Genomic DNA, 24,899 nt, shown 5'->3' with positions numbered 1-24,899 from the left:
CGCCCCTAAACGATAAAGTGGATGTGCTTTTTGCCATGGAACGGCGAGATCTCAATTTTGGTTTTGACCCGGAAAACATCCCACAGCAACGACTCGGATAAGATGTCCTGAGGTGTCCCCGTCGCCACAATTTGCCCCTTCTGCATCACAATCAGCGAGTCGCAGAACATCGAGGCGTGGTTGAGATCGTGGATAGCGACAATGCTGGTGACCGGTAATTCGCTGATCAACTGCATCAGCTGCATCTGATGATGAATGTCCAGGTGGTTGGTCGGTTCGTCCAGCAGGATTTCCGTTGGGGTCTGGGCCAGCGCGCGGGCAATGTGCACCCGCTGGCGCTCTCCGCCGGAGAGGCTCAGCCAGCCCTGGTCGCTTTTATCCAGCATATCCACGCGTTGCAGTGCCGCCGTGACGGTCTCGTCATCGTGCGTGCTCCAGTTGGAAAAAGCGGAGTGGTGCGGAATTCGTCCAAGTTTCACCACGTCGCGCACGCGCATGTTGGCGTCGGTCATCCCGTGCTGCTCAACGAACGCTACCCGGCGGGCAAGCTGCTTTTTGGCGATGCGGGAGATGTCCTGCCCGTCCAGCGTCACGCGGCCCGCTTCCGGGCGACGCAGTCCCGCGAGGATACGCAAAAGAGACGATTTACCGCAGCCGTTTGGGCCCAGCAGGCCGACGGTTTCCCCCCGGGAGACCTTCAGCGAGACGTCATTGACGATCGCCTTTTTGCCGACCTTCCAGGTAATATTTTCAGCGCAGATACTCATCACTTATTCCTTGAACGGTAAATAATCACGGCAAAGAAGGGAACGCCCACCAGTGCGGTCACTACGCCGACGGGCAGGCTTTGCGGCGCAATCAGCATGCGTGAGGCAATGTCTGCCAGCACCATCAGGATCGCCCCGGCCAGCGCGCTGGCAATGAGCAGCGTGCGATGCAAAGGTCCGAACAGGAAACGCATGACGTGCGGAACCACCAGCCCCACAAAGCCGATGGAGCCTGCCATACTGACGATGGTCGCGGTAATCAGTGCGGTCGTGATAAATAACGCCAGGCGTACCCAGGGAACGGCGATCCCCAGCGATGCGGCAGCGTCGTCACCAAACGTAAAGGCATCCAGCGCCCGGGAATAGTAGAGGCAAACGGCTAACCCCAGCAGGACCACCACCAGTACCAGCTGGAATTCCGGCCAGCGTACGCCGCTGAAGCTGCCCAGCAGCCAGAACATGACATCTCGCGCCTGCTGTGCGCTGGCTGACGTGCTGATGGTGTAGGCGGTAATGGCATTGAACAACTGCGAAGCCGCAACGCCTGCCAGAATAGTGCGTTCATTGCCGCCGCGTGCGCCGTTCGTCAGAAAAGCGACAAATGCAAAGGCGGCGAAGGCACCCGCGAAGGCCCCAGCTGAGAGCGAAACGGCTCCCGTTCCCACACCCAGCACCACGACGGAAACCGCCCCGGTTGAGGCCCCCGCAGACACGCCGAGAACATAGGGTTCCGCCAGCGCGTTCTTCAACAGACTTTGCAGGACGGCACCGCAGATGGCTAGCCCGGCGCCACAGCAGGCAGCAACCAGCGCACGGCTCAGACGAAAGTCCCAGATAACGCTCTCATAGATGCGGTTGAGCGGAACCTCGGTGAGCCCCATTTTATTGCTGATAGCATAAAACACGTTATCCAGCGGGATGGACAGTTCACCGACGCTGACGCCAAGGGCGATGACCAGAAACAACAGTACAATGGCAAGCAGAGCAGACGTGGTCAGGAACAGGCCCTGGCGGGCCTGAAGTACAGCGGCTGTCATCAGTTCAGCCCCAGTTTTCTGAGCTGTTCACCCACCTGTTCAGCACCGTAAATTGTACGAATCGTTGGGTTCATCGCCTGGCCGTCCATCACCACGATATGGCCTTTTTTGACGGCATCAAGCTGGCTGACGGCAGGATCGTTTTTCAGGAATTTGATTTTTTCTTCCGCGTTATCCAGCGCCCAGCGGTTACGGTCCAGACTGGAGACCACAATCACATCCGGATTAGCGGCAATAATGCTTTCCCAGCCCACGGTTGGCCATTCGGTTTCAGATGTAATGGCGTTGTGCCCGCCCAGCACGTTGGCAATAAATCCGGAGGCGCTGTTTTTACCGCCGACGTAAGCATCAGCCGAAGGAGAGGAGCTTGAGAACCAGAAAACAAAGGAGAGGTCCTTTTTGTTTTTACCAAACTCCTGGCGCAGGTCAGCCTCACGTTTTTTGAAATCGGCAATGACGGCCTGGCCGCGATCTTCCACGTTAAAGATTTTGGCAAAATCCTCAATCTCCTTATAGAGATAGGTCATGTCCCACAGCTTCTGGCGGCTGCCGTACATATCTCCTGTGGCTTTTTTGGTCGCGCACATGCCCGGTGAGACGTAGCTATTCACACCGACGGTCGCCAAATCTTCACGTTTTGCGACCTTACTCTCAGGCCCAAGTAACAGAGGAAGCTGGGCAGGTACAAAATCAGGATTTTGCGCAAGGATAGATTCAAGCGTAGGGATTTCTACCGTCAGGGTTTTGATTTTTGCGTTCTGTTCAGCCAGCTGTGGCAGCACTTTGGTCGGCCAGAAGGCGCTGGCCTTCACCTTATCCTGCAGGCCGAGCAGGAGCAAAATTTCGACGGTATTCTGACCCAGGGCCACGACGCGTTCCGGCGCTTTGGTGAAGGTCTCTTTATAACCACAGTTTTCAATGGTCAGAGGATATGTGGTTGCCAGAGCAGAACTGACCGACGCAATCGCCAGGCCCAACGCGCAGATGACCTTTTTCATTAAACGCTACCCTTCATTAAAATTATTTTTTGATGCAAATGAAACTCATTATTAAGGCGGAATTTTATACAGAGGAAACGATTTTGTGTCAATGAGGGACAATTGCGCAGGGTGACAAAAGGCGGTGCCAGAATCACACCGCCAGATTGCGGACTTACAGCAGGTTCTCTTTATCAATCCCGAGGCGCTTCATGCGCGACAGCAGGGTCGTGCGTTTTAAGCCTAAACGCTGGGCTGCCCCTTTCGGGCCGGCAACCACGCCGTTCGTCTCTTTCAGCACGCGCATAATGAGCTGATATTCATCTTCTCCCTCTTTTGCGATCTCGGCTGCGGTCACGGTCGTTTCAGGCAGAGAAACCTCCGGCAGGGAGAGTTGCAGCACATTGCCACGCGTGAGCAGCACCGCACGCTCAATGACGTTTTCCAGTTCGCGGACGTTACCCGGCCACTCCATCGACGAGAGGGTGCGTAGCGTTTCGGCAGGAATACTGTCGATATTTCGCCCCATTCGGCGGGCGATCTTCGCGGTAAAGGCTTTTACCAGCAGGGGGATATCTTCCGGACGTTCGCGCAGCGGGGGCAGGCAGATCGGGAAGACGTTCAGGCGATAGTAGAGATCGCTTCTGAATTCGCGGTCGGCGACCATTTTTTTCAGGTCGCGGTTGGTGGCGGCAATCAGCCGCACGTCAGTCTGGATAAGCTTGTTGCTGCCAAGGCGCTCAAACTCCTGCTCCTGCAAGACGCGCAGCAGTTTAGGCTGCAACTCCAGCGGCATATCGCCCACTTCGTCGAGGAACAGCGAGCTTTTATCGGCCAGTTCAAAACGCCCCAGGCGCTGGCTGCTGGCCCCGGTAAATGCGCCGCGCTCGTGGCCGAAGAGGTCACTTTCCAGCAGGCCCGCAGGCATCGCCGCGCAGTTCATCTTCACCATCCGGCGGCTGTTGCGATTGCTCAGGTTGTGGATGGCTCTGGCAATCAGCTCTTTACCCGTGCCGGTTTCACCCAAAATCAGCACCGTGCTGTCGCTCTGCGCCACCATTTCCACCTGCTTGAGGACGCTGTACATCGCATCGCTGCGCCCGATGATTTCGCCAAACTCGCTGTCCACATTATTAAGCTGCTCGGTCAGGGCCAGGTTCTCGTCCACCAGCCGCTCTTTCAGGCGATGGATCTCCTGATAGGCGAGGGCGTTATCCAGCGCGATGGAGATACGCTCGGCAATCTGACGCAGCAGCTTCAGGTTGGCGGTGGTAAACACGGCTTCATCACACTGCGCCAGTTTCAGCACGCCAAGCATGGTGTTGCCGGACATCAGCGGTAGCAGGCACAGGGTCTGGATCTTATTGCCCCAGGTGTTAAACAGCATTCGCTCATACGGCGCCACCGGATCCTGTTCGCTCAGGTTAAGCAGGAGGATCTCTTTGCTTTTGAATACCCGTTCAGAAAGGGTGCCCGCTTCATCCACTTCACTTTGCTCATGCGCCGGGTTGGCTTCATCGAGATAGTGCGTGGAATAGATATTCAGCTTGCCCTTGCGATGCCCCCGCAGCGCAATACTGATAGCGTCGATTTTGAAATAGTGGTGGATCTCTTTTGAGACTTCGCTGACCAGCTCATCCATATCGAGACGTGACAGCACGGCGTTAGTGATTGCCACCAGGATGCGGAAGTTATCGCGCTCGCGGCTCAGCAGGTCGTAATCCACGTTATTGGTGACGCGACTTTGGATCTGCTCTGCCACCACGGCCACAATCTGGGTAAAGGTGTGCAGACGCTCGTACTCCGCTTCGCTCCAGGGCCGGTCGGTCGTGCGGATGAACTCGCAGCCGCCAAAGATATGGCCCTCCGCCGCCAGCGGCAGCATGCTGTAGTGGCCAAAAGGCTGATAGAGGTTGCTCCCGGCAAGCCGCGGCCACGCCATCCTGAACACCTCAAAATTGCAGTGCAAGGCTTCCGGACGGGAGAGAATGCGGCGCACCGGACCATGCGCCAGATACGTTTCATCTTCGTATTCAAACGTTTTGCCATTATCACGCGTTGAGTAGTAGCTCGCGCGTTGCGTTCCGCTATGCCAGAGCACAATTGCGGCGCTGTCTGCCAGGGCTGATTGCCTGACCAGTCGCGTCAAAGCATCGCTTAGCGCGCTGAGATCGGGCTGCTGTAAAAGTGTGCGCGTGATATCAAACAGGCCCTGCTGTCCAAGATCGCTCATCGGTGTATACGGCATTATTGCTTTCCAATTGAAACTGGCAGAAAAGAGACATTCAGTGCTGACCGCTTATGGCGCGGTTCTAGCAAATTCGGGGTAACGGTTCAGCGTGCGGCAGATCCAGTGTGCGCTTCACGCCGTAAAGCCCGGTCAGGCGCACCCCTTTGCGCTCAACCACTTCCCCAATGATGGCGGCATCTTTCCCTAATGGATGCGACCGCAGCCCGGCCAGGACAGATTCCGCCGCTGCGCGTTCAACGCCGATCACCAGCTTGCCTTCGTTCGCAAAGTTGAGGGGATCAAGCCCTAGCATCTCGCACAGCCCGCGTACGGCGGGTTTGACAGGCAGACCACGCTCGGTCAGTTCAATCCCGCACCCGCAGCTTACGGCGAACTCGTGGACGACGGCATTCACGCCGCCACGGGTGGCGTCGCGCAGGGCTTTCACACCAGGAATGGCGCGCAGCGTCTGAATAAGCGGGGTAAGCACCGCACAGTCGCTACGCAGTTCGCCGTCCAGCCCTAACCCTTCGCGCAGATTAAGAATCGTCGCGCCATGGCATCCCAGCGTGCCGCTCACCAGCAGCACGTCGCCCACGCTAAGTTGCTGTGCGCCCCAGTGGATGTCGGTGGGGATCGCGCCCATCCCGGCGGTGTTGATAAACAGTTTGTCGGCGGCGCCGCGCTGAACCACTTTGGTATCGCCGGTGACGACAGCGATCCCCGCCTCGCGCGCCGTCTGTGCCATGCTGTTGACCACCGCCGTGAGCGTCTCCATCGGCAGCCCCTCTTCAAGGATAAACCCGCAGGAGAGGTAGCGCGGAATGGCGCCGCTGACGGCAACGTCGTTGGCCGTGCCGCAGATGGCGAGCTTGCCAATATCACCGCCCGGGAAAAACAGCGGGTCAATGACGTAGCTGTCGGTGGAGAACGCCAGCCTGTCGCCCTGGGCAGTGAGTGTCGAGAGCGCGATGCGCGCCTGGTCTTCCTGCTCGGCGAGCCAGGGGTTGTTAAAAGCCTCCATAAACAGCCGGTTAATCAACTGCTGCATCGCCTGTCCACCGCTTCCGTGCGCCATTTCCACCGTGTTCATGCTTCACACTCCTGGTTGCGATATTGATACCACGCGGCGCATGCCCCTTCGGAGGAGACCATCAGCGCGCCAAACGCGGTTTGCGGGTTACAGGTGTTGCCAAATAACGGGCATTGATGAGGTTTACACTTACCGGTGAGCACGTCGCCACAGCGAGAACGGGGATCGTCGCACACCTGCTGCGGCTGCGGGCGGAAATGTGTTTCTGCATCAAACGCGCGATAGGCTGGCGTGAGGCGCACGCCGGATTCGGCAATCAGCCCCAGACCGCGCCACTCGCTGTCGCCTTCAACGCTAAACACGTCGGCAATGGCCTGCTGGGCCCGTTCATTTCCCGCATCGGGCACCACGCGGCGGTACTGGTTTTCGACCGCACTCAGGGCCGCTATTTTCTGCTCAACCAGCATGGTCACACCTTGCAGTAGATCAAGTGGCTCGAAACCAGCGACCACTAACGGACGATTGTACTGTTCAGAGATGAAACCGTAGGCGTCTGTGCCAATCACCATGCTGACGTGTCCCGGCGCCAGAAAGGCGTCGATACCGTTATCCGGCTCCTCCAGCAGGCTGCGCAGCGTGGGAATGAGCGTGATGTGCTGACAGAAAAAGAAAAAATTAGTGACGTTGCGGGCTTTGGCCTGCTGCAGCGTAATGGCCGTCGCGGGCATAGTGGTTTCAAAACCCAGCCCAAAAAAGACGACGTTGCGCTCAGGGTTATCCCTCGCCAGCGTCAGGGCATCCATTGGCGAGTAGACGATCCGCACGTCCGCACCGCGCGCTTTCGCCTGCAGCAGCGAGCCATTTTTCCCCGGCACGCGCATCGCATCGCCAAAGGTACAGAAAATGACTTCAGGCAGGCTGGCAATTTCAATACAGCTGTCGATGCGGCCCATTGGCAACACGCAGACCGGGCAGCCGGGGCCGTGGATAAACTCGATGTTATCTGGCAGTAGCTGGTCGAGGCCAAATTTGAAGATGGCGTGCGTGTGTCCGCCGCATACCTCCATGATCCGCAGCGGCCTTTCTTTCGTGTTGTTCAGCAGCGCCGCCCGTGTTTTCAGGTGCCCGATAAGCTGCAGTACCTGTTCTGGCGCGCGGTATTCATCAACGTAACGCATGTGCTACCGCTCCTCGCCGTACAGCAGGGCGCCCACGTCAGGCTCCACGTCAAACATGTTTTGCAGCGCATCCAGCGTGTCGTGGGCTTCCGCTTCGTTAATCACGCTCATTGCAAAGCCCACATGGACCAGCACCCACTGGCCGAGACGTGACGCGCCGGTTTCATCGGTACAGCCCACCAGCGTCAGATCCACATCGCGCAATATACCGCAGACCTCCACCCTGGCCTGGTTACCGTCGATTGCCTGAATTTGTCCGGGTACGCCTATGCACATCGTTCGCTCTCCAGCCAGTTTAGCCATGCGTCCATGCCGTCGCTGCGCGTGGCGGAGACCAGCACGATCGCAATCTCCGGATTCACTTCGCGGGCATACGCCAGGCATTTCTCCACGTCGAAATTCAGGTACGGCAGCAGGTCGACTTTGTTCAGCAACATCAGGGAGGCGGCGGCAAACATATGCGGGTACTTCAGCGGCTTGTCTTCCCCTTCGGTGACGGAGAGCACCGCGACTTTGTGGCGCTCGCCGAGGTCAAAGCTCGCCGGGCACACGAGGTTACCGACGTTTTCAATAAACAGGATGCCGCTCTCTTCAAGCGGCAAACGCGGTGCGGCATCGGCAATCATCTGCGCATCCAGATGGCAGCCTTTGCCCGTGTTGACCTGAATCGCCGGGGTGCCGGTTTCACGAATGCGCGCGGCATCGTTTACGGTCTGCTGATCGCCCTCGATCACCGCGCAAGAGACGCGTTTGTTCAGGCGCTTGAGTGTTTCGGTTAACAGCGTGGTTTTGCCTGAACCCGGGCTGGAGACCAGGTTCAGCACCAGCTGTTTGCGGGCGGCAAAGCGCGCGCGATTGCGGGCCGCGAGCTGGTTATTTTTGTCCAGCACGTTGATCTCGACGTCCAGCATCTGCCGCTGGCTCATACCCGGCGCATGAGTGCCCGCTTCGCCCTGGCCGTAGTGCAGGTCGCCCGCGTCGGAGCGTTGCGGCGCAAAGGTAATGCCGGTCAGAACTGCCGCAGGACGCGGGGCAGGGGAAAAGGGCGCGGAGCGAAACGCGGAGTGGGGGCGGTGTTCGTCCCCTTCTATATACAGGTTGCCTTCGGCGCAACCGCAGGTACTACACATACATTACTCCTTCTCGATTTCGAGGCGTTGGATCTGCATACCGTCATCCGCCACGATCCGCAGCCCGGTACGCTGGCACTGCGGACAGCGCTGAACCTTTGAGGAGAGCAGCGTGACGTACTGCTGACAGTGCTCGCACCAGCACTCCGCCTGCTGCTCGTCGATATGCAGCTCGCAGCCTTCCGCCAGCGTGCCGCGGCATACCAGCTCAAAACAGAAGGTCAGGGCGCTGGTCTCGACGCAGGAAAATGCCCCGATCTTCAGCCAGACGCCGGTGACGCGTTTCGCGTGGTTTTGCACTGCCTGCTGTTCGATAAGTTCAAGCGCTCGCTGGCAGAGGGTGATTTCGTGCATGACGCCTCCTCAATGAATTGCCCCGGTAATGCAATAACAGTGCCAGCCTGGATTTTGTCAGGGCGTGACGATGTCAATGCTGTCGAAATGACACGTCGACACCGCCGCGTTGACAGCAGTTTTGAAATTAAAGATCAATAAAATCAGTTGATTAAAAACTGGCACGGAATCTGCTTAACAGCCGCTATCTCCATTAACCGGATACCTTTTATGACTATTTGGGAAATCAGCGAAAAAGCGGATTACATCGCGCAGCGCCACCAGCAGCTACAGGAGCAGTGGCACCTCTACTGCAACTCTCTGGTTCAGGGGATCACCCTGTCAAAAGCGCGTCTGCATCATGCGATGAGTTGTGCGGCGCAAGGCGATATGCGCTTTGTCCTCTTCGGCCACTTCACGGTCTTTGTCACCCTGGCAGACAGCTTTAACAGCCACACCATTGAGTACTACGTCGAGAACAAAGAGGGTGAAAAACAGTGTATTGCGCAAGCGCAACTGATGGCTGACGGCATGGTCGATGGCTACGTCAGCAACCGCGATCGCCAGCAGGTGCTTGAACACTATCTGGAGAAAATCGCGCCGGTTTACAACGGGCTTTATCACGCGGTTGAACACGACTTACCGGTCGACCTGAAACAGCTGATCGCCGGAAACCCTTCCGCAAACGTTGCCTGAGAACCGAGTGTCGAAAAGTGTCGAGAAGACAGCTTTTCGTCGTCAAAAATGACCATCACCTGAGGATTGCCCGGTGAACCGTTTTGTAATTGCTGACTCGACGGTCTGTATTGGCTGTCGAACCTGTGAGGCGGCGTGTTCGGAAACCCACCGCCTGCACGGGCTGCAGTCCATGCCGCGCCTTCGCGTCATGCGTAATGAAAAAGAGTCTGCTCCGCAGCTCTGCCACCACTGTGAAGATGCCCCCTGCGCGGGTGTTTGTCCGGTGAATGCCATCACCCGCGTTGATGGCGCGGTCCAGCTGAACGAAAGCCTGTGCGTCAGCTGCAAGCTGTGCGGCATTGCCTGCCCGTTCGGCGCCATTGAATTTTCCGGCAGCCGTCCGCTGCACATTCCGGCCAATGCCAACTCCCCGAAAGCGCCGCCCGCGCCACCGGCTCCGGCACGCGTAAGTACGCTACTGGACTGGGTTCCCGGCATCCGCGCCGTGGCGGTGAAGTGTGACCTGTGCAGCTTTGATGAACAGGGACCGGCCTGCGTGCGGACCTGTCCGACCAAGGCGCTCATTCTGGTTAACATCCGCGATATCGCCCGTACCAGCAAACGCAAGCGCGAGCTGACCATTAATACCGACGTCGGCGATCTTTCGCTTCTGCAGGCGCTTAACGAGGGGGCGAAATGAACGCGATAGACATGATTAACAGCGCCGTAGCGTACTTTGCGGCCGCCGCCGTGCTGGCGCTGCTCTTCTCTTTCCATAAAATCCTGAGCGGCTGGATAGCCGGTATCGGCGGGGCGCTCGGCAGCCTGATGACGCTCGCGGCAGGCGGTGTCGTTTTGCTGGGGGGGCAATCCACAGAGGCCGTGATGCCGCTGATTCGTCACAGCGTTGAGATTACGCCGCTGAATGCCATCTGGCTGGTGACGTTCGGTCTGTGCGGGCTGTTTGTCAGCCTGTTCAATATCGACTGGCACCGCCACCAGCACACCAGAGCTAATGGTCTGCTGGTAAACCTGCTCATGGCGACGGCGGTCTGCACCGTTATCGCCAGCAATCTTGGCGCGCTGGTGGTGATGGCCGAAATTATGGCCCTGTGCGGCGTGTTCCTGACGGGCTGTAGCGCCTCCGGCAAGCTATGGTTTGCTCTCGGTCGCCTCGGCACGCTGCTGCTGGCGCTGGCCAGTTGGCTGGTGTGGCAACGCTTTGGCACGCTGGATTTCTCTGCGCTCAACGGCCATCCGCTGGGGAATGACGTCTGGCTGCTGGGCGTTGTGGGCTTTGGCCTGCTCGCCGGGATCATCCCGCTGCACGGCTGGGTGCCGCAGGCGCATGCCAATGCCTCCGCGCCCGCCGCCGCGCTGTTCTCTGTGGTGGTGATGAAAGTGGGTTTATTCGGGATTTTGGTACTCACGCTGACCAGCGGGCAACCGCCGCTGTGGTGGGGTGTCGTTCTGCTGCTGGCCGGGATGATCACCGCGTTCGTGGGTGGCCTGTACGCGCTGATGGAGCACAACATCCAGCGTTTGCTGGCGTACCACACGCTCGAAAATATCGGCATTATCCTGCTCGGTCTTGGCGCGGGCGTCACCGGTCTGGCGCTGAATCAGCCCGCGTTGATTGCCGCCGGGTTTATCGGTGGTCTGTATCACCTCGTCAACCACAGCCTGTTTAAAAGCACCCTGTTCCTCGGCGCGGGCAGCGTCTGGTTCCGCACCGGTCATCGGGATATCGAAAAGCTCGGCGGCATTGGCAAAAAGATGCCGGTGATTTCCCTGGCGATGCTGGTGGGGCTGATGGCGATGGCCGCGCTGCCGCCACTGAACGGTTTTGCCGGCGAGTGGGTGATCTACCAGTCTTTCTTCGCGCTCGGTCAGAGCGATGCGTTTATCGGCCGTTTGCTGGGGCCGCTGTTGGCGGTCGGCCTGGCGATTACCGGGGCGCTGGCGGTGATGTGTATGGCGAAAGTCTACGGCGTTACCTTCCTTGGCGCACCGCGCACGCGTGAGGCTGAAAATGCCTGCTGTGCACCGGTATTGATGGCCACCAGCGTGGTTGCGCTGGCGCTGTGCTGCATCGCGGGTGGGGTTGCCGCGCCGTGGCTGCTGCCGCTGCTCGGAAACGCTATTCCGTTGCCGCTTGAGACGGCACAAACCACCGTTTCCCAACCGATGATAGCCCTGCTGCTGATTGCCTCTCCGCTACTGCCGTTCGTGCTGATGCTGTTCTTTAAACGCGATCGACTCGCCTCCCGTGCGCGCGGCGCAGCCTGGGCCTGCGGCTACAAACACGAGCAGTCAATGGTCATCACCGCCCACGGTTTCGCCATGCCGGTAAAAGAGAACTTCGCCGCCGTGCTGAAGCTGCGCCACTGGCTCAACCCGCAGGGTTGGGTTCCGGGCTGGCAGAGTGCTGCCGCGCCCGCACTGTTCCGCCGTCTGGCGCTGATTGAGCTGTCGGTGCTGGTGGTCATTGTGATTTCACGAGGAGCCTGACATGAGTCTGTTACTGGCAATTCTTCAGGCGCTGGTGCTGTTTGCCGTTGCGCCGCTGCTCTCGGGCATCACGCGCGTGGCGCGCGCCCGGATGCACAACCGTCGCGGGCCTGGCGTGCTCCAGGAGTATCGCGATCTCTTCAAGCTGCTCTCTCGCCAGAGCGTGGCGCCCGATGCCGCAGGCTGGGTCTTTCGCCTGACGCCGTTTGTGATGGTTGGCGTGATGCTCACCATCGCCACCGCGCTGCCCGTCGTCACGGTGGGCTCACCGCTGCCTGCGCTCGGCGATCTGATCACGCTTATCTACCTCTTCGCCATCGCCCGTTTCTTCTTTGCGATTGCGGGTCTGGACACCGGGAGTCCGTTTACCGGCCTCGGTGCCAGCCGCGAGGCGATGCTGGGTGTGCTGGTTGAGCCGATCCTGCTGCTGGGGCTGTGGGTCGCCGCGCAGGTCGCAGGCTCCACCCATATCAGCTTTATCACCCATACCGTTTATCACTGGCCGGTAAGCCGCTCCATTCCGCTGGTGCTGGCACTCTGCGCCTGCGCGTTCGCCACGTTTATTGAGATGGGCAAACTGCCGTTCGATCTCGCGGAAGCCGAGCAGGAATTACAGGAGGGGCCACTCACCGAATACAGCGGCTACGGCTTTGCGGTACTGAAGTGGGGGATCAGCCTCAAGCAGCTGGTGGTGTTGCAGATGTTTGTCGGCGTCTTCTTCCCGTGGGGGCAGATGACGCACTTTTCCGCGGGCGGCCTGGTGCTGGCCGTCGTGGTTGCTGCAATCAAGCTGCTTATCGGCGTGCTGGTGATTGCGCTGTTCGAGAACAGCATGGCGCGTCTGCGTTTTGTGGCGACCTCGCGCATCACCTGGGCCGGTTTTGGCTTTGCATTTTTAGCGTTCGTCTCCTTGCTGGTGGCGTGATTAAAGAGAGTGTTTATGTCTGAAGAAAAGAAAGGTCAGCAGTATCTCGCCGCGTTGCACCAGGCTTTCCCCGGCGTGGTGCTGGAAGAGTCCTGGCAAACCAAAGACCAGATCACCGTCACCATAAAGGTGAACTACCTGCCGGAGGTGGTGGAGTTTCTTTACTACCAGCAGGGCGGCTGGCTGTCGGTGCTGTTCGGTAACGACGAGCGCCAGCTATGTGGCAATCACGCCGTGTACTACGTGATGTCGATGGAGCAGGGCGAGAAGTGCTGGCTGACCGTGCGCGTCGAAGTCGATCCGAATAAGCCGGAATATCCGTCCGTTACGCCGCGGGTGCCTGCTGCCGTCTGGGGCGAACGCGAAGTGCGCGACATGTACGGCCTGGTGCCGGTCGGCCTGCCGGACGAGCGCCGTCTGGTGCTGCCGGACGACTGGCCGGATGAACTCTATCCGCTGCGTAAAGACAGCATGGACTACCGCCAGCGCCCGGCGCCGACCACCGACAGCGAAACCTACGAGTTCATTAACGAGCTGGGCAGTAAAAAGAACAACGTGGTGCCGATTGGCCCGCTGCACGTCACCTCCGACGAACCGGGCCATTTTCGCCTGTTCGTCGACGGCGAAAACATTATCGACGCCGACTACCGCCTCTTCTACGTCCATCGCGGCATGGAAAAGCTGGCGGAAACCCGCATGGGCTACAACGAAGTGACGTTCCTTTCTGACCGTGTGTGCGGCATCTGCGGCTTTGCCCACAGCACCGCTTACACCACGTCGGTAGAGAACGGCATGGGGATCGTGGTGCCGGAACGTGCGCAGATGATCCGCGCCATTCTGCTGGAGGTGGAACGTCTGCACTCGCACCTGCTAAACCTCGGCCTGGCCTGCCACTTCGTCGGTTTTGACTCCGGGTTTATGCAGTTCTTCCGCGTGCGTGAAGCCTCGATGAAGATGGCGGAGATCCTCACCGGGGCGCGTAAAACCTACGGGCTGAACCTGATCGGCGGGATCCGCCGCGACCTGCTGAAAGATGACATGATCCAGACCCGTCAGCTGGCGCAGCAGATGCGCCGGGACGTGCAGGAGCTGGTGGATATGCTGCTCAGCACGCCAAACATCGAGCAGCGCACCGTAGGGATTGGCCGTCTTGATCCGGAAATTGCCCGCGACTTCAGCAACGTCGGCCCGATGGTGCGCGCCAGCGGCCACGCCCGCGACACCCGCGCCGATCACCCGTTCGTCGGCTACGGCCTGCTGCCCATGACCGTGCACAGCGAGCAGGGCTGCGACGTCATCTCACGTCTGAAAGTCCGCATTAACGAGGTGTTCACTGCCCTGAACATGATCGACTTTGGCCTCGATAACCTGCCGGGCGGTCCGCTGATGGTAGAGGGCTTCACCTACATCCCGAACCGCTTCGCGCTCGGCTTTGCAGAAGCGCCGCGCGGGGACGATATCCACTGGAGCATGACTGGCGACAACCAGAAGCTCTACCGCTGGCGCTGCCGTGCGGCGACCTACGCCAACTGGCCAACGCTGCGCTACATGCTGCGCGGCAATACGGTCTCCGATGCGCCGCTGATCATCGGTAGCCTCGACCCGTGCTACTCCTGCACCGACCGCATGACCGTGGTGGACGTGCGCAAGAAGAAAAGTCAGGTGGTGCCGTACAAAGAGCTTGAGCGCTACAGCATCGAGCGTAAGAACTCGCCGCTGAAATAAGGACTCGTCATGTTTACCTTTATCAAAAAAGTGATCAAAACCGGCACGCAGACCAGCCGTTATCCGCTGGAGCCGATGCCGGTCGATAAAAACTTTCGCGGCAAGCCGGAGCACAACCCGCAGCAGTGCATCGGCTGCGCGGCCTGCGTCAATGCCTGCCCGTCGAATGCCCTGACGGTGGAAACGGATCTCAAAACCGGCGAACTGGCCTGGCAGTTTAACCTCGGACGCTGCATTTTCTGCGGCCGCTGCGAGGAAGTTTGCCCGACGGTCGCCATTCGCCTGTCGCAGGAGTACGAGCTGGCAGTGTGGAAGAAAGCCGATTTCCTCCAGCAGTCGCGTTTCGCGCTGTGTCACTGCCGCGTCTGCAAGCGTCCGTTCGCCGTGCAAAAAGAGATCGACTACGCCATCGCGCTGCTGCAGCACAACGGTGACGTCCGGGCGGAGCATCACCGTGAAAGTTTTGAAACCTGCCCGGAGTGTAAGCGTCAGAAATGCCTGCTGCCGTCCGACCGGATTGATATCACCCGCCATATGAGAGAGGTCAGCTGATGGAACACTTACTCGGCCCGCGCGACGACAATGGCATACCGGTGCCAATGACGGTGGAGGAATCCATTGCCAGCATGAAGGCGTCGCTGCTGAAAAAAATCAAACGTTCGGCCTACGTCTACCGCGTGGACTGCGGCGGCTGTAACGGCTGCGAGATCGAGATCTTCGCTACGCTGTCGCCGCTGTTTGACGCTGAACGCTTCGGTATCAAAGTGGTGCCGTCTCCGCGCCATGCGGATATTCTGCTGTTTACCGGGGCGGTCACCCGTGCCATGCGTTCGCCCGCGCTACGTGCCTGGCAGTCTGCGCCAGACCCGAAAATCTGCATCTCCTACGGTGCCTGCGGCAACAGCGGCGGCATCTTCCACGATCTCTACTGCGTCTGGGGCGGCACCGACAAAATCGTACCGGTGGATGTTTACATTCCGGGCTGCCCGCCGACGCCTGCCGCCACGCTGTACGGCTTTGCGATGGCGCTTGGCCTGCTGGAGCAGAAAATCCACGCCCGTGAACCGGGCGAGCTCGACAACCAGCCCGCGATGCTCCTCCATCCGGATATGGTGCAGCCGCTGCGGGTGAAGGTCGACCGCACGGCGCGCAGGCTGGCGGGCTACCGTTATGGTCGTCAGATTGCCGACGATTATCTGCGTTTGCTGAGTCAGGGCGAGCAGCAGGTAGCCCGCTGGCTGGAGGCGGAAAACGATCCGCGTCTGAATGAGATTGTGGCGAACCTGAACAGCATTGTGGACGAGGCGCGTATCCGATGAGTGAAACGGTGGTGTTCAGTCAACTGAGCCGTAAGTTTATTGATGAGAACGATGCCACGCCGGATGCGGCGCAGCAGGTGGTCTATTACAGCCTGGCGATTGGGCATCACCTCGGGGTGATTGACTGTCTGGAGGCCGCGCTGAGCTGCCCCTGGCCTGAGTACCTGGCGTGGATCGCCACGCTGGAGGAGGGCAGCACGGCACGGCGTAAAATGGAAGGCGTGCCAAAGTACGGTGAGATCGTCATCGATGCCAACCACATTGCGATACTCGCCAACGCCTTTGATGCGGCGCTGAGCAGGCAATCCGCCGAACAGCAGGCGTGGAGCAAAACGTTGCTCGGCATGCTGCATGATATTCATCAGGAGAGTGCCATCTACCTGATGGTGAGGAGATTACGTGACTGACGTTTTACTGTGTGTCGGCAACAGCATGATGGGCGACGACGGCGCGGGCCCGCTGCTGGCAGAGATGTGCGCCGCGAACCCTCAGGGCAACTGGGTGGTGATTGACGGCGGTAGCGCGCCAGAAAATGACGTGGTCGCCATCCGCGAGCTGCGCCCGGAGAGGCTGCTGATTGTCGATGCTACCGATATGGGGCTCAACCCCGGAGAGATCCGACTCATTGACCCGGACGACATTGCCGGGATGTTTATGATGACGACCCACAATATGCCGCTGAATTACCTCGTGGATCAGATCAAGGACGACGTGGGCGAGGTGCTGTTCCTGGGGATTCAGCCGGACATTGTTGGGTTTTATTACCCGATGACGCCGCCGGTAAAAGAGGCGGTGGAAGTGGTTTATTCACGGCTTGAAGGGTGGGTTGGAGACGGGGGGTTTTCTCCGCTCTGAGCAGTGCCGGGGGGCGGCTTCGCCTTACCCGGCCTACCAAACCCGTTCCCTCTCCCTGTGGAAGAGGGCCGGGGTGAGGGCAACAGGCTACTCGAGATCGCCCCCGTTACTCGCAATCACCTTCTTATACCACCAGAACGATTTCTTGCGCTTTCGGTCCAGCGTGCCGTTCCCCGCATCGTCGCGGTCAACGTACACGAACCCGTAGCGTTTGCTCATTTCGCCGGTAGACGCTGAAACCAGGTCGATACAACCCCAGGTGGTGTAGCCCATCAGCGGCACGCCGTCCTCAATCGCATCACCCATCGCGCGGATATGCTCGCGCAGATAGCTGATGCGGTAGTCGTCGTTAATCTCGCCGTTTTCATCAATGACATCTTTCGCACCCAGGCCGTTTTCCACCAGGAACAGCGGCTTTTGGTAGCGGTCGTACATCATGTTCATGGTGATGCGCAGGCCAAGCGGGTCAATGCCCCAGCCCCATTCGCTCACCTGAATGTGCGGGTTACGCAGGGACTTCACGATGTTTGCCGCGCTGGTGTTGCCCGCGTTCATATCCGCCGACGCGCAGCGCGAGGCGTAATAGCTGAACGAGACAAAATCGACGGTGTTTTTCAGCAGCTCGTCATCGCCAGGGTCTTTGACAATGACCACGCCTTTCTCACGGAACACGCGAGCGGAGTAGGCCGGATAGCGGCCGCGTGCCTGCACGTCGATAAAGAACAGGTTCTCGCGGTCTTTCTCCAGCGCCATCCACACGTCTTCCGGTTTGCAGGAGTACGGATAGAAGTTACCGCCCGCCAGCATGCAGCCCACCTGATTTTCCGGGTTCACCTCGTGAGCGATTTTGGTTGCCAGCGCGCTCGCCACCAGCTCGTGGTGCGCGGCCTGATATTTTACCTGATCTTCGTTTTCACCTTCCTCAAACACCAGCCCGGCACCGGAGAACGGGCTGTGCAGCATGATGTTGATTTCGTTGAAAGTCAGCCAGTATTTTACCAGCCCGTTAAATGCCTCAAAGCAGGTGCGGGCGTAGCGGGCGAAGAAGTCGACCATCTTGCGGTTGCGCCAGGAGCCGTATTCCGTCACCAGGTGCATCGGCACGTCGAAGTGGCAGAGCGTCACCAGCGGCTCGATGTTGTACTTTTTGCACTCCTCAAATACCGCGCGGTAAAAGGCTATGCCCTCTTTGTTCGGCAGCGGTTCGTCACCGTTCGGGTTGAGGCGGCTCCAGGCAATCGAGGTGCGGAATACCGTAAAGCCCATCTCCGCCATCAGGGCAATGTCTTCTTTATAGCGATGGTAAAAATCAATCGCCTCGTGGCTCGGGTAAAACTCGTCGTCACGCAGCGAAAAACGCTTTTCCTTGCCGAGCTTCACCGCCAGACGATTGGCGCCGTGGGGGATCATATCGACCGTCGTCAGTCCTTTGCCGCCTTCACGGTAAGCACCTTCACTCTGGTTAGCGGCAAGCGCGCCGCCCCATAAAAATCCTTGTGGAAAAACAGACATTCTTACCTCGCTTTCAATTTATGCTTTTGCTGCGTTGTTCTGTACCGCCGCGGTCTGCAGAGCGCGCGCTTTTTCGGCCTCGTCTTCGACCGGGATATCCTCAAACCCTAACAGCAGGGTCAGAACAAACGACAGCACAACTGCCAGCGCCATCACGCCGAATACCCAGACGATGGTCATCGGGTTGGCCGGGTCGAAGAATTGCACGCTGGTAAACAGCCCCGGCGCCGCCATGGAGTGGCTGGCAAGACCCGCGATGCCGGCCACCGCGCCGCAGATAAAGCCGCTGATCAGGCTCGCAATCAGCGGACGCTTGAGACGTACCGCCACACCGTACAGTGCCGGTTCAGAGATCCCCGCCATGATGGCAGAAGCCGCCGCAGCCAGCGCCGTCTGGCGCAGTTCCGGGTTTTTGGTTTTCCATGCCACCGCTAAAGACGAACCGCCGAGCGACAGGTTGGCGCCGATTTCTGACGGCATGACCATCCCTTCTTTACCCGTTTCGGCAATGGTCTGAATGATGGTTGGCGTAAAGACGCGGTGCATCCCCGTCATGACCAGCAGCGGCCAGAGTGCGCCCATGATGGCGACGGAGAGCCAGCCCAGATAGCCGTGAATGGTGTAAACCAGTGCGGAGATAGCGCTCCCGATCCAGATCCCGAGCGGCCCAATCAGCACGATGGCGAGCGGGGCGGCAATCAGGACGATCAGCATCGGCTTGAGGAAGTTTTTCGTCACCGCCGGGGTAATGCGATCGACCCAGCGTTCGATGTAAGACAGGCACCAGGTCATCACCAGCGCGGGGATAACGGTGTAGGTGTATTTCACCGCCGTCACCGGGATAAAGGCGAACTCAACATGCTCGCCCTGCGCGGCTTTCGCCATCAGCTCGATAAAGCTCGGGTGCACCAGCACGCCCGCAATGGCGATCGCCAGCGACATATTGGTTTTGAATTTCACTGCCGCCGAGGCGGCCACCATCAGCGGCAGGAAGAAGAATGCCCCGTCGCCAATCACCGTCAGAATGGTAAGCGTTGGCGCACCCTTTGGCAGCACGCCGGTCATCTCAAGGATCATCGCCAGCAGCTTGACCATCGAACCGCCGATGATCGCGGGGATCAGCGGCGACATGGTGCCGATCAGCGCGTCGAGGATCCCGGCGCCAATGCGGCGTAACGTCAGCTTCTGCGGGCCTTCCGGCACCGCGGGCTGCAGGTCAACGGGCAGCAGGCTTACCACTTCGCGGTAGGCCTGAGAAACCGTGTTGCCAATGATCACCTGGCACTGGTTGTCGTTACGCACTACGCCAAGCACGCCGCTGATGCTTTTCAGGCGCGCGGCGTCGGTGAGGGTTTCGTCTTTCAGAACGAAACGCAGTCGCGTCATGCAGTGGGTGACGGCGACGATGTTCTCTTTGCCGCCCAGCGCGCTGATAACGTCGTTCGCCAGCGCAGCGTAATTTTTGGCCATCGGATGTGATCCTGTTATCGTTGTGTGAAATGTAGGAAACCGGTTCCACATAATCATCATGAGTTTCTTTGAGTGAAACAAGATCGCTTTTTGGTCATTTTTTCAATTCGTGATGATGATCACTGGTCGGTAGCGAAAGCGTGATTTCGCCGCTGCGACAATTTTTCTGCAGTGCAGTACACTGCGCTTCATCAGATTCAGATGGAATAACAACATGACCACGATGCTTGAAGTGGCGAAGCGGGCAGGCGTTTCGAAAGCGACGGTATCCCGCGTGCTGTCGGGAAATGGCTATGTCAGCCAGGAGACCAAAGACCGGGTTTTTCAGGCCATTGAAGAGAGCGGTTATCGCCCGAATTTACTGGCGCGAAACCTGGCGACCAAACGTACCCAGACCCTGGGGCTGGTGGTGACGAACACCCTTTATCACGGCGTCTACTTTAGCGAACTGCTGTTTCATGCCGCACGAATGACGGAAGAGAAAGGGCGGCAGCTGATCCTCGCGGACGGCAAGCACAGCGCGGATGAAGAGCGCGAGGCGATCCAGTATCTGCTCGATATGCGCTGCGACGCGGTGATCATCTACCCGCGCTTTTTGAACGTGGATGAACTGGATGCGATCGTCGAGAAGTGTGAGCAGCCGATTATGGTGCTCAACCGCCGCCTGCGGAAAAACAGCAGCCACAGCGTCTGGTCCGATCATAAAGCTTCCTGTCAGGACGCGGTGTCGCAGCTGATTGCAAAAGGGCACCGGGAGATTGCGTTTATCACCGGTTCGCTGGATTCCCCGACCGGCGTTGAGCGACTGTCCGGTTACAAAGATGCGCTGACGCAGCACGGTATTGCCCTGCGCGACGAGCTTATCGCCGAAGGGAAGTGGAACCCGGCCAGCGGCGCGGCGGCGGTATCCGAACTGCTCGCACGCGGCGAACGCTTTACGGCGCTGGTGGCGAGCAATGACGACATGGCGATTGGCGCCATTAAACAGCTGCACGAGAGCGGCGTTGCCACGCCGGACGCGGTGTCAGTCATCGGCTTCGACGACGTGGCGATAGCGCCGTACATTGTGCCTTCGCTCTCCAGCGTGCGTATTCCGGTCACGGAGATGATCCAGGAAACCATCAGTCGTCTGATTTTCATGCTCGACGGCGGTAAATTCAAATATCAGCAAACGTTCTCCGGCGAGCTTATCCTGCGCGACTCCGTGACTGACGGCCCCCACTGCTGATGTCGACAGCTGTCATCGTCATAAGTGACGATGACAGCGCGACTGTGATTTTTAAAGTCGTTTAAAATCAATTGTTTAATAATTGGCACGGTTTATGAATAGCTCCGCGCATAACTGTAATGCTGGAGAAGCAGATGAACCGTTTTATTATGGCCGATGCCAGTAAGTGCATTGGTTGCCGTACCTGTGAAGTGGCGTGCGTGGTTTCCCATCAGGCGGAGCAGGATTGCGCATCACTTACCCCCGACACGTTTTTGCCACGCATCCACGTCATTAAAGGCGTGAATATTTCCACCGCCGCTATTTGTCGCCAGTGCGAAGACGCACCGTGCGCGAACGTCTGCCCGAACGGGGCGATTAAACGCGAGAAGGGCTTTGTGCATGTGATGCAGGAGCGCTGCATTGGCTGTAAAACCTGCGTGGTCGCCTGCCCGTATGGCGCGATGGAAGTGGTTGTCCGTCCGGTAGTACGCAACAGCGGTATGGGCCTGAGCGTGCGGGCGGAGAAAGCCGAGGCCAACAAATGCGACCTTTGCTACCACCGTGAAGCTGGCCCGGCCTGTATGGAAGCCTGCCCGACCCACGCGCTGGTCTGCGTGGATCGCGACAAGCTCGAGCAGATGAGCGCAGAAAAACGCCGTCGCGCAGCGTTTGACACCTCGTCATCGCTGCTGTTTTAAGTCGCAATGCGCGTTAACGGCGTACAGCTTCGGGTGCGTGGCAAAGTGCAGGGCGTAGGGTTTCGTCCCTTTGTCTGGCAGCTGGCGCACCAGATGATGCTGACGGGCGACGTCTGTAACGACGGAGAGGGTGTCCTGGTGCGTCTCGCGGGTAATGGGGGGGACTTTACCGCGAGGCTGCGCCAGGACTGCCCACCGCTGGCGCGGATTGACGACGTAGACACGCAGCCCTTTAGCTGGTCCGCTCTGCCGACGGATTTTACCATCCGCCAGAGCGAGAGCGGGGCGATGGACACGCAAATCGTGCCGGATGCCGCCACCTGTCCGGCGTGCCTGGCGGAGATGCGCGATCCCCGCGAGCGCCGTTATCGTTACCCGTTTATCAACTGTACCCATTGCGGCCCGCGCTTCACCATCATCCGCGCCATGCCCTACGATCGCCCGGCCACGTCAATGGCCGACTTCCCGCTGTGCGCACCGTGTGAAGCCGAGTATCGCAACCCGGCCGATCGGCGTTTTCACGCTCAGCCGGTGGCCTGCCCGGACTGCGGGCCAGCGCTGATGTGGCGAGCCGGGGACAGCGTTGCCACGCGCGAACCGGCATTACGCGCCGCAGTGGAGAAGCTAAAAAGCGGCGGTATTGTCGCCATCAAGGGGCTGGGAGGCTTTCACCTTGCCTGCGACGCGCTTAACCCGCAGGCGGTGGCGACGCTACGGGCACGCAAACAGCGCCCGACGAAGCCGCTGGCGGTGATGATCCCCGATGCGGATGACCTGCCGGAGGCGATGCAGACCCTGCTACGCTCTCCTGCTGCGCCCATTGTGTTGACGCCCAAAGCCTCGCTTCCCGCGCTGCCTGAGGCCATTGCGCCGGGGCTAGATTGTGTCGGCGTGATGCTGCCTGCGAATCCGATTCAGCATTTACTGATGATGGACTGCCAGCGTCCGCTGGTGATGACCTCCGGTAACCTCAGCGGCCACCCGCCTGCGATGACGAATCAGGAAGCGCTGGATGCGCTCCGCGACATGGCTGACGGCTTCCTGCTGCACAACCGCGATATTCTGCAACGGATGGATGATTCGGTGGTGGATCGGGATGGCGCGATGCTGCGTCGCGCGCGCGGTTTTGTGCCGGATGCCATCACGTTACCCGCCGGGTTTGACGATATCCCTGCCATATTGTCAACCGGGGCAGAGATGAAAAATACCTTCTGCCTGGTGCGCGGAAATCAGGCTGTGTTGAGCCCGCATTTTGGCGATCTCAGTGACGAGGGGGTCGACGCACAGTGGCGTTCGGCGCTGGCAATGATGCAACAGGTTTATGCCTTTAAGCCCGCGCGTGTCGTGTGCGATGCCCATCCGGCGTATCACGCCCGTCAGTGGGCGCTGGAGCAGGCGCTGCCCGTTGAAACCGTGCTGCATCATCATGCCCATGCGGCGGCGTGTCTGGCTGAAAATGGCTGGCCGCTCGGCGGTGGGGACGTTATCGCCCTGACGCTGGACGGGATCGGCATGGGCGAGAACGGCGCGCTGTGGGGCGGAGAGTGCCTGCGGGTGAACTATGTCGACTGCGAACATTTGGGTGGCCTGCCTGCCGTTGCGCTGCCGGGGGGCGATCTGGCAGCGAAACAGCCGTGGCGCAATTTGCTCGCCCACTGCCTGGCCTTTGTGCCTGACTGGCAGCAGTTCCCGGAAACGCGGGCAGTGCAGGGCCAGAACTGGCCGCTACTGGCGACGGCGATCCAGCGTGGCATCAACGCGCCGCGGGCCTCGTCCTGTGGACGCCTGTTTGATGCGGTTGCCTGTGCGCTGGGCATCGATACGCAGCGCTACGAAGGCGAAGCGGCCTGCAGGCTGGAGGCGCTGGCGGCACGGTGCAACGGTGTGAAACACCCGGTTACGCTGTCGGTGGACGACCTTGCACTTTTCTGGCAACAGTGGCTTGCCTGGCAGGCGGAGCCCTGCGAGCGCGCGTGGGCGTTTCACGATGCGCTGGCCAGAGGGCTGTCGGAGCATGCCGCATCCCATGCCCGACGCTTATCGCTTTCAACAATCTGCCTCAGTGGCGGTGTGTTACATAACCGCCTGCTGCGCGCGCGCCTGCGGCATTATCTTTCTGACTTTACGCTTCTTTTTCCTTCGCGCCTGCCTGCAGGTGACGGAGCGATCTCCTTCGGGCAGGCGGTGGTCGCCGCTGCCCGGTCATGTTCACAAAGGATTTAAAATGTTACGACTGTTACGCAATGAACCTCGCGCCGCGCTTCTGCTGCTGGCACTGGTAATGGCAAACCTGCTGGCCTGGGGCTGGGCATGGCACACCTTCAGCGGCAGTACGGCGCTGATGGCGGCAAGCCTGCTGGCCTGGTGTTACGGGCTGCGTCATGCGGTGGATGCCGACCACATTGCTGCCATTGATACCGTGACGCGTAAGATGATGCAGCAGGGCAAACGCCCGTCCGGCGTGGGGGCGTGGTTCTCGCTGGGGCACTCCACTATCGTGGTGCTGGCTTCCATCGCTATCGCCGCCACCGCCACGGCGTTTCAGAAAAATATGGCATGGTTCCACGAGACCGGGAGCCTGATTGGCACCGCCGTTTCCGCCACCTTCCTGCTGGCGATGGCGCTGGTGAATATGGTGATTTTGCGCGGCGTATGGTGCAGTTTCCAGGCGCTGAAAAAGGGGCATGCGGCCCGCAGCGACGTGGAGCTTCCCGCCCAGGGTGGGGTGATGAGCTGGCTGTTTGGCAAAACCTTCCGCCTCGTCAATAAAAGCTGGCAGATGTACCTGGTGGGCTTCCTGTTTGGTCTCGGGTTTGATACCGCCACTGAAATTGGCGTGCTGGGGATTTCTGCCGCCAGCGCCTCCAGCGGGATGTCGGTGTGGTCAATCATGATCTTCCCGGCGCTCTTCGCCAGCGGTATGGCGCTGGTGGATACCCTCGACAATTTGCTGATGGTCGGTGCCTACGGCTGGGCGTTTAACAAACCGCAGCGCAAGCTCTACTACAACATGACCATTACCGGTACCTCCGTGGTGGTGGCGCTGTTCATTGGTGGGCTGGAAGCGCTGGGTCTGCTGATGGATAAATTTGCCCTTAGCGGCGGCGTCTGGGATGTGGTGGGCGCGGTGAACGATAACCTCGGCAACGCCGGATTTGTGGTGGTCGGGCTGTTTGTCGCCTGCTGGCTGATCTCCATGGCCAACTACCGCTGGCGAGGCTACGATGCGCTGGTGGTGCGCTCCTGAATTTTTGCCTCAACTCTCTTTTTGTTGTTTTGTAGGCCGGGTAAGCGCAGCGCCACCCGGCAAT

At 59.4% G+C, this 24,899-nt stretch carries 24 protein-coding genes; 13 read left to right on the top strand and 11 right to left on the bottom strand.

Features of this window, described 5'->3' with window-relative positions:
- Positions 1-5: 5 nt before the first annotated feature.
- The 9 genes from ACOTXR_RS15440 to hypA all read right to left on the bottom strand — a co-directional run bounded on the left by ACOTXR_RS15440 (position 6) and on the right by hypA (position 8,706).
- Positions 6-767, bottom strand: coding sequence for an ABC transporter ATP-binding protein (locus ACOTXR_RS15440; protein WP_058690645.1), 762 nt, complete (start codon positions 765-767; stop codon positions 6-8).
- A complete protein-coding gene (locus tag ACOTXR_RS15435; RefSeq protein ID WP_014885014.1) occupies positions 767-1,804 on the bottom strand; it encodes a FecCD family ABC transporter permease in 1,038 nt (345 codons plus the stop codon). Before ACOTXR_RS15435 ends, ACOTXR_RS15440 begins: the two co-directional genes overlap by 1 nt.
- The gene (locus ACOTXR_RS15430; protein ID WP_023331175.1) at positions 1,804-2,802 is read right to left on the bottom strand and encodes an ABC transporter substrate-binding protein; all 999 of its coding nucleotides are present in this window, start codon (positions 2,800-2,802) and stop codon (positions 1,804-1,806) included. The genes ACOTXR_RS15435 and ACOTXR_RS15430 overlap by 1 nt, the downstream gene beginning before the upstream one ends.
- Positions 2,803-2,956: 154 nt before the next feature.
- Entirely contained in the window at positions 2,957-5,029 is a 2,073-nt protein-coding gene (flhA, locus tag ACOTXR_RS15425; RefSeq protein WP_058690644.1) for a formate hydrogenlyase transcriptional activator FlhA, read from the bottom strand.
- A gap of 64 nt (positions 5,030-5,093) precedes the next feature.
- On the bottom strand, positions 5,094-6,104 hold the full coding sequence (hypE, locus tag ACOTXR_RS15420) for a hydrogenase expression/formation protein HypE (protein ID WP_058690643.1): 1,011 nt from the start codon (positions 6,102-6,104) through the stop codon (positions 5,094-5,096).
- The gene (gene hypD / locus ACOTXR_RS15415; protein ID WP_058690642.1) at positions 6,101-7,222 is read right to left on the bottom strand and encodes a hydrogenase formation protein HypD; all 1,122 of its coding nucleotides are present in this window, start codon (positions 7,220-7,222) and stop codon (positions 6,101-6,103) included. Before hypD ends, hypE begins: the two co-directional genes overlap by 4 nt.
- A 3-nt stretch (positions 7,223-7,225) precedes the next feature.
- A complete protein-coding gene (locus ACOTXR_RS15410) occupies positions 7,226-7,498 on the bottom strand; it encodes a HypC/HybG/HupF family hydrogenase formation chaperone (RefSeq protein ID WP_058690641.1) in 273 nt (90 codons plus the stop codon).
- A complete protein-coding gene (gene hypB, locus ACOTXR_RS15405) occupies positions 7,489-8,352 on the bottom strand; it encodes a hydrogenase nickel incorporation protein HypB (protein WP_058690640.1) in 864 nt (287 codons plus the stop codon). Before hypB ends, ACOTXR_RS15410 begins: the two co-directional genes overlap by 10 nt.
- Before the next feature lie 3 nt (positions 8,353-8,355).
- A complete protein-coding gene (gene hypA / locus ACOTXR_RS15400; protein ID WP_014885008.1) occupies positions 8,356-8,706 on the bottom strand; it encodes a hydrogenase maturation nickel metallochaperone HypA in 351 nt (116 codons plus the stop codon).
- A 210-nt stretch (positions 8,707-8,916) separates the two neighbouring features.
- Here hypA and hycA point away from each other — a divergent pair, with 210 nt between their 5' ends.
- The 9 genes from hycA (at position 8,917) to hycI (ending at position 16,698) form a co-directional block, all read left to right on the top strand.
- Positions 8,917-9,381, top strand: a complete 465-nt coding sequence (hycA, locus tag ACOTXR_RS15395; RefSeq protein ID WP_014885007.1) for a formate hydrogenlyase regulator HycA — start codon at positions 8,917-8,919, stop codon at positions 9,379-9,381.
- A gap of 73 nt (positions 9,382-9,454) precedes the next feature.
- Positions 9,455-10,063, top strand: coding sequence for a 4Fe-4S dicluster domain-containing protein (locus ACOTXR_RS15390; RefSeq protein ID WP_023331169.1), 609 nt, complete (start codon positions 9,455-9,457; stop codon positions 10,061-10,063).
- On the top strand, positions 10,060-11,874 hold the full coding sequence (gene hycC, locus ACOTXR_RS15385) for a formate hydrogenlyase subunit 3 (RefSeq protein WP_058690639.1): 1,815 nt from the start codon (positions 10,060-10,062) through the stop codon (positions 11,872-11,874). The genes ACOTXR_RS15390 and hycC overlap by 4 nt, the downstream gene beginning before the upstream one ends.
- Position 11,875: 1 nt before the next feature.
- Positions 11,876-12,799: a respiratory chain complex I subunit 1 family protein gene (locus ACOTXR_RS15380; RefSeq protein ID WP_023331167.1), complete on the top strand. Its 924-nt coding sequence runs from the start codon at positions 11,876-11,878 to the stop codon at positions 12,797-12,799.
- Between the two features lie 15 nt (positions 12,800-12,814).
- Positions 12,815-14,524 (top strand): formate hydrogenlyase subunit HycE, encoded by a 1,710-nt coding sequence (gene hycE, locus ACOTXR_RS15375; protein ID WP_058690638.1) that lies wholly within the window; start codon positions 12,815-12,817, stop codon positions 14,522-14,524.
- Positions 14,525-14,533: 9 nt separating this feature from the next.
- On the top strand, positions 14,534-15,076 hold the full coding sequence (locus ACOTXR_RS15370; protein WP_045134147.1) for a formate hydrogenlyase complex iron-sulfur subunit: 543 nt from the start codon (positions 14,534-14,536) through the stop codon (positions 15,074-15,076).
- Positions 15,076-15,843 carry an NADH-quinone oxidoreductase subunit B family protein gene (locus ACOTXR_RS15365; RefSeq protein ID WP_045134148.1) on the top strand — a complete coding sequence of 256 codons (768 nt, stop codon included), beginning with the start codon at positions 15,076-15,078 and terminating at the stop codon, positions 15,841-15,843. The genes ACOTXR_RS15370 and ACOTXR_RS15365 overlap by 1 nt, the downstream gene beginning before the upstream one ends.
- Positions 15,840-16,250 (top strand): formate hydrogenlyase maturation HycH family protein, encoded by a 411-nt coding sequence (locus ACOTXR_RS15360; protein ID WP_023338751.1) that lies wholly within the window; start codon positions 15,840-15,842, stop codon positions 16,248-16,250. The genes ACOTXR_RS15365 and ACOTXR_RS15360 overlap by 4 nt, the downstream gene beginning before the upstream one ends.
- Positions 16,243-16,698 carry a hydrogenase maturation peptidase HycI gene (hycI, locus tag ACOTXR_RS15355; protein WP_014884999.1) on the top strand — a complete coding sequence of 152 codons (456 nt, stop codon included), beginning with the start codon at positions 16,243-16,245 and terminating at the stop codon, positions 16,696-16,698. Before ACOTXR_RS15360 ends, hycI begins: the two co-directional genes overlap by 8 nt.
- An 87-nt stretch (positions 16,699-16,785) precedes the next feature.
- Here hycI and ACOTXR_RS15350 read toward each other — a convergent pair whose 3' ends face one another.
- Positions 16,786-18,210: a 6-phospho-beta-glucosidase gene (locus tag ACOTXR_RS15350; RefSeq protein WP_421767051.1), complete on the bottom strand. Its 1,425-nt coding sequence runs from the start codon at positions 18,208-18,210 to the stop codon at positions 16,786-16,788.
- 18 nt (positions 18,211-18,228) lie between these two features.
- Positions 18,229-19,680, bottom strand: coding sequence for a PTS cellobiose/arbutin/salicin transporter subunit IIBC (gene ascF / locus ACOTXR_RS15345; RefSeq protein ID WP_023331163.1), 1,452 nt, complete (start codon positions 19,678-19,680; stop codon positions 18,229-18,231).
- 214 nt (positions 19,681-19,894) lie between these two features.
- On the opposite strand from ascF, the gene ACOTXR_RS15340 reads away from it, so the two are divergent.
- The 4 genes from ACOTXR_RS15340 to ACOTXR_RS15325 all read left to right on the top strand — a co-directional run bounded on the left by ACOTXR_RS15340 (position 19,895) and on the right by ACOTXR_RS15325 (position 24,835).
- Positions 19,895-20,908 (top strand): LacI family DNA-binding transcriptional regulator, encoded by a 1,014-nt coding sequence (locus ACOTXR_RS15340; protein WP_058690636.1) that lies wholly within the window; start codon positions 19,895-19,897, stop codon positions 20,906-20,908.
- A gap of 134 nt (positions 20,909-21,042) precedes the next feature.
- Positions 21,043-21,588, top strand: a complete 546-nt coding sequence (gene hydN / locus ACOTXR_RS15335; RefSeq protein WP_008499565.1) for an electron transport protein HydN — start codon at positions 21,043-21,045, stop codon at positions 21,586-21,588.
- Positions 21,589-21,594: 6 nt separating this feature from the next.
- Positions 21,595-23,811 (top strand): carbamoyltransferase HypF, encoded by a 2,217-nt coding sequence (hypF, locus tag ACOTXR_RS15330; RefSeq protein ID WP_058690635.1) that lies wholly within the window; start codon positions 21,595-21,597, stop codon positions 23,809-23,811.
- A gap of 1 nt (position 23,812) precedes the next feature.
- Positions 23,813-24,835 carry a HoxN/HupN/NixA family nickel/cobalt transporter gene (locus ACOTXR_RS15325; protein ID WP_048997132.1) on the top strand — a complete coding sequence of 341 codons (1,023 nt, stop codon included), beginning with the start codon at positions 23,813-23,815 and terminating at the stop codon, positions 24,833-24,835.
- The last annotated feature ends 64 nt before the right edge of the window (positions 24,836-24,899 follow it).

The organism is Enterobacter cloacae complex sp. IR53030 (genome assembly GCF_049238365.1).
In the GTDB taxonomy this organism is placed as follows: Bacteria; Pseudomonadota; Gammaproteobacteria; order Enterobacterales; family Enterobacteriaceae; genus Enterobacter; species Enterobacter kobei.
The sequence above is the reverse complement of the archived record's forward strand: the minus strand, read 5'-3'. Positions and strand labels throughout refer to the sequence as shown.